This window comes from Pseudanabaena sp. FACHB-2040, assembly GCF_014696715.1.
Taxonomy (GTDB): Bacteria; Cyanobacteriota; Cyanobacteriia; order Phormidesmidales; family Phormidesmidaceae; genus JACVSF01.
In genome coordinates this window covers 38,094-47,668 of sequence record NZ_JACJQO010000009.1, presented here as the reverse complement: position 1 = coordinate 47,668, position 9,575 = coordinate 38,094, and the positions used below count along the sequence as shown (strand labels likewise).

Sequence of the window (9,575 nt, the reverse complement as noted above, 5' to 3'; positions counted from 1 at the left end):
TCATCGACAGAAGCTGCTTCCCAGATGGGGTAGAAGTGCAGGCCGATGGCGTTGGAAGAAGGCACAACAGCACCAGAGATGATGTTGTTGCCGTACATCAGAGAACCCGCAACAGGCTCACGGATACCGTCGATGTCAACAGGAGGAGCAGCGATGAAGGCGATTACGAAGCAAGCGGTTGCAGCTAGCAGAGTGGGGATCATCAGTACGCCGAACCAGCCAATGTAGAGGCGGTTGTCGGTGCTGGTCACCCACTGGCAGAACTGCTCCCACAGGTTGGCGCTTTCGCGCCGCTGTAGAGTAGTCGTCATGATTGTATAAGTGCGTTAACAACAAAAACGTTGATATATATAGGCGGGAAACCAAACTGTTTTCCTACCTGAGATTATGTTAACACTTATTTACAGATGTGCAAACAATCTTTGCCTGTCAGAAATCCTTGCCTGTCAAGGCTTAATAGGGAATTTGGCCGTAGGGGAAATATCCGTGAGGGCGGGCTGACTCACCTTGGCCGTTTTCCTGAGTCTGACTAACCTTTGTCTCAGCGGCAGGTACTGAAGCCTCCTGTAGATAAGGCTGTGCTATCCGCTGGAACGCCTGAAGCTCTTGCTGCTTTTGGTTCAGGTCTCGATTAAGTTCCCGGATGCGGCGAGAGAGCAGCCGAATTATATTGACTGCAATACCGGGGGTCTCATCAATGGCATCGTATAGCTGCTGCTGCGTTAGGACGAGGCAGTTGCAGGGCTCTAGGGTTGTGACTGAGGCAGAGCGGGGCTCGGCGTCGAAGACAGACATTTCCCCAAAGCACGCATTTTGAGCTAGCTGGGCTAGTTCTTGGCTGCGTAGATGTACTCTGACCCGACCAGAAACCACAATGTAAAGGGCTCGCCCTTCATGCCCTTCTGTAATGATCGTGTAATTTGACGCAAAGGTCATTTCATCCATAACAGAAGCTAGACGTACTAAAAAGTCGTCTCTCAGTTCCTTGAAGATAGGAACGCTGCGGATGAAGAGGAGCCGATCAACACTGGTGAGCATAGGGAATGGGGCGAACAAGCCGATGGCTGTTGAGTACGAAATCGATTAAGCGGAGCCATACGCTGGCCAGTTTCAGCTTACAAGACTCTGGTTTTGGGTAGCGTCTGGGGCAAACGACTTTACCTGCCTAAGTGGCTAAGCCGGAGAGGACAGGGTAGGGGAGTCCTCCTCTAACTGTAGATCTGCTAGGAGCTGATGTACTTGGGCCGCTACTAGTGCGTTGGGGTCTTCCTTCATCAGCGGCAAAACTGCTTTTAGGGCTCGGGGAGAAGCCATGTTGAGGTATGCCAAAACGGCCTCTCGCACAAATCCAGTCGGGTGTTGTAGGCAGGCAACTGTGTGATCTGCAGTGAGCCGCCAGCGCTTGTGCCGCGCTAAGTGAAAGCAGCAGGCCAGCGCCCAGTCGGAGAGAAAGTTACGCAGATCTAAAAGACTGCGGAGCCGCTCGTTAGGAGCCTGGGGGGAATAGCGGGCCAGGGCTGCCAAGAATTTCAGTTTTTCCCAATCCGATCGCTTATCTAAAATGCCTAGAAAAGCTCGCTTACTGGAGATATCAAGGCTGTTGTCAAGAATCTCTAACCCCCTGGCGCGACTAGCGGAGGAGCCCTGTAGGCTAACCTGAGCTGCCTGAATGGCGCTAGGCGGCGAAACAAACCGCAGTAACATGAAAAACCGCTCAATGGCGTCATCCTGCAGATCGTCTAGAGCTTCCCGCAGCAGGTTGGCCTCGCGACCTGAAACCTGCTCTGCAGAGAGGTCAATTTTGGCAGCCAGCATCTGCGCGATAAAGGCTAGCTCGGTATTCATCAGGTTTTCGATGCCGCTACGGCCCAGCTGATCTAGGGCTGCATCAATAAAATTGGACCGTTTGACCCCCGTTTCCTGAAACAGGTTAAGCAAAATCCGCAAAATCCAGCGGCGGGTATTGCCCCAAGAAGTCATGAGGCTGTTGATCAAAATGTCGAGTGCTTCTGGGGTGCCGATGTCACCAATTACTTGCCATGCCTGGTTTCGCAGGGCTTCGGGCTTGTACCCGTCGGTGGCCACTCGCTCCAGCATTGGCAGGGCCTCGTTACCCAGACGGGTCAGAGCTTTGACGGCGGCCTCTCGGGTAGATTTGTACTGCAGCGCTTTGAGTAGTGAGGGGTAGTACTCTTCCAGTTGGGTGGCTGCGATCGCATCTAGCAGCGCCCGCCGCACCCTCAAAGACTCATCCTGCAGCAGGTCGCGGATGTAGATCCGCAAAGCCTGCATGTACTCCGCTTCGCCCAAGGCTCGGCAGGCCATCACCCGCTCTCGCTCCTGCTCATGAGTCAGCATTTTTCGCAGAGTTTCTGTGGCCTCGGCCCGCTCCTGTCGATCGCCTCGCCGCAGCATCATTGAGGCAGCCGTGCCGCGCACCACCGGATCAATATCCGGTTTGAGATAGGGACGTAGCGCATTGATGTCTGGATTGGCCTCGGCTAGCCAGACATATCGCAGGGCCAAGGCTAGCACTTCGGGCTGCCGGGAAGCCTTCAGCAAAGTTTCCACCGGTTCTAGATAATCCGGGTTGGGATATTCCAGCATGGCCTCCAAACTTTGCCGCTGCAGCGCCGGAGAGAGCGTGGCAAGCTGAGGGGCTAGAATTTCGCCTACCCCCTTTTGATCAATGTGGCAAAGCAGTTCGATGCAGGAGCGCTTGTTGGCCTCTGAGGTTTGAGACTCAAGCTGATCGATAAAGGCCCGTTTAAGGACTCGCAGGTTGGCATCCGAGAAGCTGAGCAAACCCCGCTCGGCTCCCAGCACCAGCAGGTTGAGGTAGCGCGATCGCAGCAGATAAATCACCCCAAACCAGACTAAGGCCGAGGCAATCACCCCAACCAAGAAGACCCGCGACTGAAAAGCAACCTCATAAAACCCTAAACGCCGACAAATAGCGATAGTCAGGAGGATCGTAATTCCCGTAAAGCCCATCGAAAAAGGCTCGGCAATCCCGGCAATGAAGGACTGCATGCTGCTGCGGAGCTGGTCGGGAATCGGCTGAAATAAGACAGGCCGAGTGCTGACCATTAGGGTATAGCGCAGCCACTCATCAAAGAACTTGAGGGCAACTAGCCCTAAAAAAAGAAAGTTGGCTCCCAAGAACAGTGGGCTGCTCAGCACCAGGTTGATCAGCCCCAAGACCACGATGGCTGAAGGCAGGATCAGGCTGACCGTAAATACCCCTTTGCGCTCGATCAAACGGCTGGAGGTAAACCACTGAGTCACTAGCTCAATCAGCCCCAGCAGGCCGGTAAAGATGCCCAGAAAACCGGCAATTTCATAGTCATCTAGATTGATTTCTAGCTGGTTGAGAAACTGAAACTCAATTGAGAACATCAGCATCTGAGCCAGCACAAAGAAAGCAAACAGCAGGATGACATACTGCCTCAAAGATCCCTGCAGTCGATTCTGAGCCTGGTTGAAGCTTGTTTCCTCAGCCTGTCGCTTAGGTGAATCTGGAAAGGCATGCTCGTAGGTTTGGCTCAGGTACAGCAGGATAACCGAGCCCACCACCATGATCAGAAAAGCCAGTAGCAGCACATTTTCCAGACCCACCAGATTCAGGAGCAGGTAGACAGAGAAGCCGCTCAGCACATCTGCGACCAGATTGCCGCTGCTGATAATTGGATAAGCCCGCTTGATCTCTCGAATGTTAAATAGCTGGTTGGCGGTAACAGCAACATTGAGATCATTCAGGTTGTAAATGGCTTCCATCCACAGCCGCATCGCAAATACAGTAGCGGCAGCTAGCCAGGGAACCGCTAACCCCCAGCGAAACAGCAAGATGGGTAGAGCCATCAGCAGAGCAATTAGAACAATGACCCAGCGCAAGGGCAGCAACCGCTGGAGCCACGAGTAAATCGTGTTGAGGCTAAACCCCACCGCAGCACTGAACAGGTAAATCCAGGGCAGGTTAGCCGCCCCATACTCACCCAGAAAAAGCGCTGCCGAACTGACCTCCAGCCACAAAATTCCCATGGAGGATGCAGTGTAAAACGCGAACATCAAAAGAGTTCGCTCCCCTTCCCCCGGTCGCAGGTTAATCAGTTCCAGCAGACGGTGAATGAGGGGTGGTTTGGTTTGAACGGCTCCCTGTGACCTCATTTAGCTTGCGATTGGGGCAAAACTGTTGACTTATAGGATACCCCCACCTACTTTTTCGGTGACAGCATCCTCATCATATGCGGCCTTCTTGGCGGCCTGCTGTAATCAGCCATGGCCCCTAGATCTTGGACCATGCCGAACATTATGTTGTGAAATGCTGAAACTCGGCACCTATTTCTGGAGCTAGCGTGCTTCTAGACCTCGCTCCAGGGCCTGATTTACCTTAAATTCAGGATAAAATGGATGTCTTCTCGGCTGAGGCTCTAGTTATGTTGGCGGCAGGGGTCGCTGCGACTTTCCCACCGGCTGGTCTGCTTTATTGAGGACGTATTGCCATGTCTACTGCTACTACTGTTTTCTCTCCTCCCGCGATCAAACATACCCTGTCTGTGCTAGTTGAGGATGAGGCAGGCGTTCTCTCACGGATCGCTGGACTGTTTGCCCGTCGCGGCTTCAACATCGAAAGTTTGGCTGTAGGCCCAGCTGAGACCTTAGGAATTTCTCGGATTACGATGGTCGTGCCCGGTGACGATCAGGTAATTGAGCAGCTGACCAAACAACTCTACAAGCTGGTCAACGTGCTTAAGGTTCAAGACATTACCGAAACGCCTTGTGTTGAGCGAGAGCTGATGCTGCTAAAGGTCAATGCCAGCAGTGCCAGCCGCTCTGAGATTATCGAACTGGCCCAAATCTTTCGCGCCCGTGTTGTCGATGTCTCGGAAGACTCCCTCACTTTAGAGGTAGTGGGCGATCCGGGAAAGATGGTTGCTATCGTACAGGTGCTTAACCGCTTTGGCATTCGTGAGATTGCCCGCACCGGTAAGATTGCTTTGACCCGCGAGTCTGGCGTGAATACTGAATATCTCAAGTCTTTGGAAAACAAGCTGCAGTAGAAGCGGTGGGAGCACCTAGCGGGTGCCCCGGCTCGATCTGAGAACTCTATTCTAGCAACAGGCCACAGCGTAGAACCTGCTTAGGCTACCTCTAGGGATAGAAGCTCAGCTGCGGTAAGCCCACCGTTTCTTCAAGGCCCATCATCAGGTTGAAGCACTGTACAGCTTGGGCTGCCTGCCCCTTCATTAAGTTGTCGATAGCTGACATCACGATGACCCGACCTGTGCGCGAGTCGACCTCGATGCCGATGTAGCAGCGGTTAGTTCCCCAGGCCCACTTGGTTTGGGGATAGGTGCCGTTGGGCAGGACAGTTACCCAGGGTGACGAGCGGTAGAAGGCGTTATAGATCGTAATTAGGTCATCCCTTACCAGGCCCGGATCGCGCATGGTGGCGTAAATGGTGGAGAGGATGCCGCGCACCATCGGTACCAGGTGAGGGGTGAACTGCACCAGCACTTCCTGGCGGGCTAGCTGGCCGCAGATCTGCTCAATCTCAGGGGTATGGCGATGGCGGGCCACGCTGTAGGCGGCCAAGGAGTTGTCGGCTTCTGCTAGCAAGAGTGGGGTCTTGGCAACTCTTCCTCCGCCAGAGGTGCCAGACTTGGCATCAATAATTAGGGTTTCCGGCTGGGCTAGGCCCTGCTTCAGAAGGGGCGCAATGCCTAGCAGGCTGGCGGTAGGGTAGCAGCCGGGGCAGCCGATCAGGCGGGCCGATTGGATGCGATCGCGATACAGCTCTGGCAGACCGTACACAGCCTCTGCTGCCACTTCCTGATCCTGCCGCTCGCCCCCATACCAGTCTTGATAAACGCTCAGGTCAGTAAAGCGGTAGTCTGCCGAAAGATCCAGCACCCGGCACCCCTTAGCGAGCAGGGTAGGGGCCATCTCGCAGGCCAGCCCGTTAGGCAGAGACAAAAAGACGACCTGACAGCGACTGGCGATTTCTTCTAAATCAATCGCTTCAATTGCCAGCGGAACCTGCGTACCGAAGTGCGGGTAGATATCTGAGAAGCGTTTGCCCGCGCTGCTCTCGCCCCCTAGGTAGGTGATCTCAGCAGCCGGGTGCTCGCTCAGTAAGCGTGCTAGCTGCACACCACCGTAGCCAGATGCGCCAATAATGCCGACAGAAATTGGATTGGAGGCTAAATCACCCATAGGATTTGACGAATAAAAGGCGTGACTCCATCGCTTGGCCGCAAGACTGCAGTTCACGATCTTAGATGCGACATTGTAATACTAAACCTGCTATTGCCCTGTAAAGTTCTTAGGAAATGCAGATTTCATGACTGCCTTAACGGTCGGGACTACAATCTTATATAGACAACCATTGATATACAAGGTTTATCAGGATTGTGTCCAACTCGGCTTTAGGGAACTTAGATGCGGCAACTCCTCAGTCCGTGTCGGTAGACTCCATTAACTTTCAGTTTGACGCCATTGAAGACGCCCTGCACGATTTGGCTGCGGGTCGCGCCATTGTTGTGGTTGATGATGAAAATCGCGAGAACGAAGGGGATGTGATCTGCGCGGCTCAGTTTGCCACCCCAGACATGATTAATTTCATGGCGGTTGAAGCGCGCGGACTGATCTGCTTGGCTATGACAGGGGAGCGTCTAGATGAGCTAGAGCTGCCGCTAATGGTCAGCCAGAGTGCCTTTGAAGACGAAAACGAGCAGACTGCCTTTACCGTCAGCATTGATGCAGGGTTGTCTTGGGGGGTAACAACCGGGATCTCGGCAGACGATCGGGCCAAAACGATTCAGGTAGCCATCAATCCTAAGGCCCGCCCTCATGATTTGCGGCGGCCTGGCCATATCTTTCCCTTGCGGGCTAAAGAAGGTGGGGTGTTGAAGCGGGCGGGCCATACGGAAGCAGCGGTAGATCTGGCGCGGCTAGCAGGACTGTACCCGTCAGGCGTGATTTGCGAAATCCAAAACCCGGACGGGTCAATGGCGCGGCTGCCGCATCTGGTTGACTACGCGCGCACCCACGGTCTAAAGCTGATCAGCATTGCGGATTTGATCAGCTATCGCCTGCAGCATGAGCGATTTGTGCAGCGGGAGGCAGTGGCCGATCTGCCCACCCAGTTTGGGGTGTTTAAAATCTACGCCTACCGCAATTTGCTGGATGGCTCTGAGCATGTGGCCTTGGTGCAGGGTGACCCGGCCACCTTTCAAGATGAGTCGGTAATGGTGCGGGTTCACTCTGAATGTCTGACGGGGGATGCTTTTGGTTCGCTGCGGTGTGATTGCCGTATGCAGCTGCAGGCGGCGCTGAAGATGATCAACAGTGTTGGTCGCGGCGTGGTGGTGTATTTGCGACAGGAGGGCCGGGGCATTGGGCTGGTCAACAAGCTCAAGGCCTACTCGCTGCAGGATATGGGGCTAGACACTGTCGAGGCCAATGAAAGGCTGGGGCTCCCCGTTGATCAGCGCAACTATGGCATTGGGGCTCAGATTCTCAACGATATTGGGGTCAAGCAGTTTTGCCTGATTACCAACAACCCGCGTAAGATTGCGGGCCTCAAGGGATATGAGCTGGAGATGATTAATCGGGTGCCGCTGATTATCGAGGCTACGGCCTACAACTCTAACTACCTGGCTACCAAGGCGAAAAAGCTAGGTCATTTGCTGCTGCAGACTTACCTGACCACAATCGCAATTCAGTGGCAGCAGGGGCCCCTCTCACTAGCGGCTCGCTATGAGCACCTGGAAAAGCTAAGAGAACTGGCCCGTGAGCACGACCTGCTGGTGCAGGAGGAGGCCCGATCGGTGGCGGTGGCGCTGTTTAACCAGGCCCATTTAATTTTTCACTTGGGGCTCGATCAGCCCAATGGGGTGGCTGGAGACTGGTATCAGAAAGACTCTGCTCGGATAGATGCGATCGCAGCCTTCCTCGACGCCCTAGTGGGCTGGCCCGACGTCAGTCAGCTAGAGTTTTTGGTTTCCCCCGGCGGCGATCCCTTCACCAGTCTGCAGGTTGGCCTAAACAGACAGATCTTTCACCGAGAGCTGCCGCTGACTGAGAAGACTGTGCGCCCGTCGGATCTACGCGACAGCCTAGAAAGCCAGCGCATCTATGTGTTCTCCAGCCATGTCCTGACGGATTAAAACTCAACCCTACCTAGCTGACTAGGAGTGTTGATCCCCGGAACTGTCCCAGGCTGTCTAAGACTGAGAATGGTTTGCTCTAGCACCTGGGCCGCCTGGAGGTATTGGATGTCGGCATCGGTTCCTAGTAGGACAGGATTATTAAACAGTTCCTGCCGCTGGCGGTCAGACAGCTCCACCTCGATATCGGGGACAATACCTTTGCGGCTGAGATCAGTGCCGTTGGGTGTGTAGTAGTGGGCCACTGTTACCGTCAGTCCAGAGCCGTCGGAAAGACCGTGCAGCGACTGCACCAACGCCTTGCCAAAGGTGGTGCTGCCGACCACGGTAGCTCGGCCATTGTCACGCAACGCTCCAGTTAGAATTTCGCTGGAGCTGGCAGAGCGGCCATCAACTAAAACCGTGAGAGGGAGCTGAGTGATCGCTGTGCCGTTAGCCCGAATCGATTCGCTGTGGCCTTCCCGGTCAATAAGTTGAACTATACTTCCCCGCTGCAGCCACATGCGGCTAATGGTAATGCTGGCCTGATACAATCCGCCAGGATTGCCCCGCAGATCGAGGACAAATCCCTCAACGTTTTCCTGGGTCAGGTTGGTAATCGCTCGCTCCATTTGCTCGGCAGCATGAGCGTTGAACTCGCCCAAGCGAATGTAGCCGATGCGACTGTTGCCCTGCTGTTTAACAGCATGTTCAACGGTTGGGATTTCCTGTAGGGTGCGAGTCAAAATAACTGTACGGGGAGCAGTGCCGTTGCGCGATACGGTCAAGGTCACCTGGGTGCCCTCTTCTCCCCGCAGCCGCTGAGAAATTCCCTCGATGGTAATGCGGTCGGTGGTTTGGCTATCTACCAGCAGCAGCTGATCTCCGGGCTGCAGCCCAGCCTGCTGAGCGGGCGATCCCTCCGCCACTTCCGTGACAAAAACCTTGCTGGTCTGGGTGTCGCGCCGCAGCCGCAGCCCGACGCCAGAGACTTCTCCAGAGGTTTGCTCGGTTAGTTCTGAGTATTCTCTGGGGCTGAGAAAACGAGTGTAGGGGTCGTTGAGCTGCCTTAGCGTTGTTCGCAGGGCTGAGTAGGCCTCATCTCGGCTAGTGTACTCTCGGCCTAAGAGGCTCTGACGAACCGCCTGCCAATCGACGCGATTAAAGTCGCCATCTACGTAGTGCTGATCAATAATTTGCCAGGCTTCATCTAGCACGGCCTTGGGGCTGTCTTCAAAAACGGGCTGGGCAGAAGAGGTGGCGAAGGCGGGAGCAGTGGGAATCGCCAGCAAAGAAGATGCGATCGCGCCCCTCATCAGACTGGCTGGGGAAAATCGAAGCGTGCGAATAGAGAGATTCATCTACGCTAGCCTGAGAAAACGTATGGACGAACAAAATGCTTTCTCAACGGAAAGCAACCCCCTA

At 54.6% G+C, this 9,575-nt stretch carries 6 protein-coding genes and 1 pseudogene; 2 read left to right on the top strand and 5 right to left on the bottom strand.

Annotation, left to right across the window (positions count from 1 at the left end; genetic code table 11):
- From H6G13_RS12665 to H6G13_RS12655, 3 genes and pseudogenes are all read right to left on the bottom strand, one after another.
- Nucleotides 1-311, bottom strand: a pseudogene (locus tag H6G13_RS12665) (photosystem II q(b) protein); the annotation flags it as partial.
- Between the two features lie 142 nt (nucleotides 312-453).
- Nucleotides 454-1,038, bottom strand: coding sequence for a Crp/Fnr family transcriptional regulator (locus tag H6G13_RS12660; RefSeq protein WP_190483581.1), 585 nt, complete (start codon nucleotides 1,036-1,038; stop codon nucleotides 454-456).
- 135 nt (nucleotides 1,039-1,173) lie between these two features.
- Entirely contained in the window at nucleotides 1,174-4,167 is a 2,994-nt protein-coding gene (locus H6G13_RS12655; RefSeq protein WP_190483580.1) for a HEAT repeat domain-containing protein, read from the bottom strand.
- A 371-nt stretch (nucleotides 4,168-4,538) separates the two neighbouring features.
- Here H6G13_RS12655 and ilvN point away from each other — a divergent pair, with 371 nt between their 5' ends.
- Entirely contained in the window at nucleotides 4,539-5,060 is a 522-nt protein-coding gene (gene ilvN, locus H6G13_RS12650; RefSeq protein WP_190483586.1) for an acetolactate synthase small subunit, read from the top strand.
- Nucleotides 5,061-5,151: 91 nt separating this feature from the next.
- On the opposite strand, the gene argC is transcribed toward ilvN, so the two are convergent.
- Nucleotides 5,152-6,216, bottom strand: coding sequence for an N-acetyl-gamma-glutamyl-phosphate reductase (gene argC / locus H6G13_RS12645; RefSeq protein ID WP_190483579.1), 1,065 nt, complete (start codon nucleotides 6,214-6,216; stop codon nucleotides 5,152-5,154).
- 245 nt (nucleotides 6,217-6,461) lie between these two features.
- On the opposite strand from argC, the gene ribBA reads away from it, so the two are divergent.
- Nucleotides 6,462-8,171, top strand: coding sequence for a bifunctional 3,4-dihydroxy-2-butanone-4-phosphate synthase/GTP cyclohydrolase II (ribBA, locus tag H6G13_RS12640; RefSeq protein ID WP_347277472.1), 1,710 nt, complete (start codon nucleotides 6,462-6,464; stop codon nucleotides 8,169-8,171).
- On the opposite strand, the gene H6G13_RS12635 is transcribed toward ribBA, so the two are convergent.
- Entirely contained in the window at nucleotides 8,168-9,511 is a 1,344-nt protein-coding gene (locus tag H6G13_RS12635; protein WP_190483578.1) for a S41 family peptidase, read from the bottom strand. The genes ribBA and H6G13_RS12635 overlap by 4 nt on opposite strands.
- Between the last annotated feature and the right edge of the window lie 64 nt (nucleotides 9,512-9,575).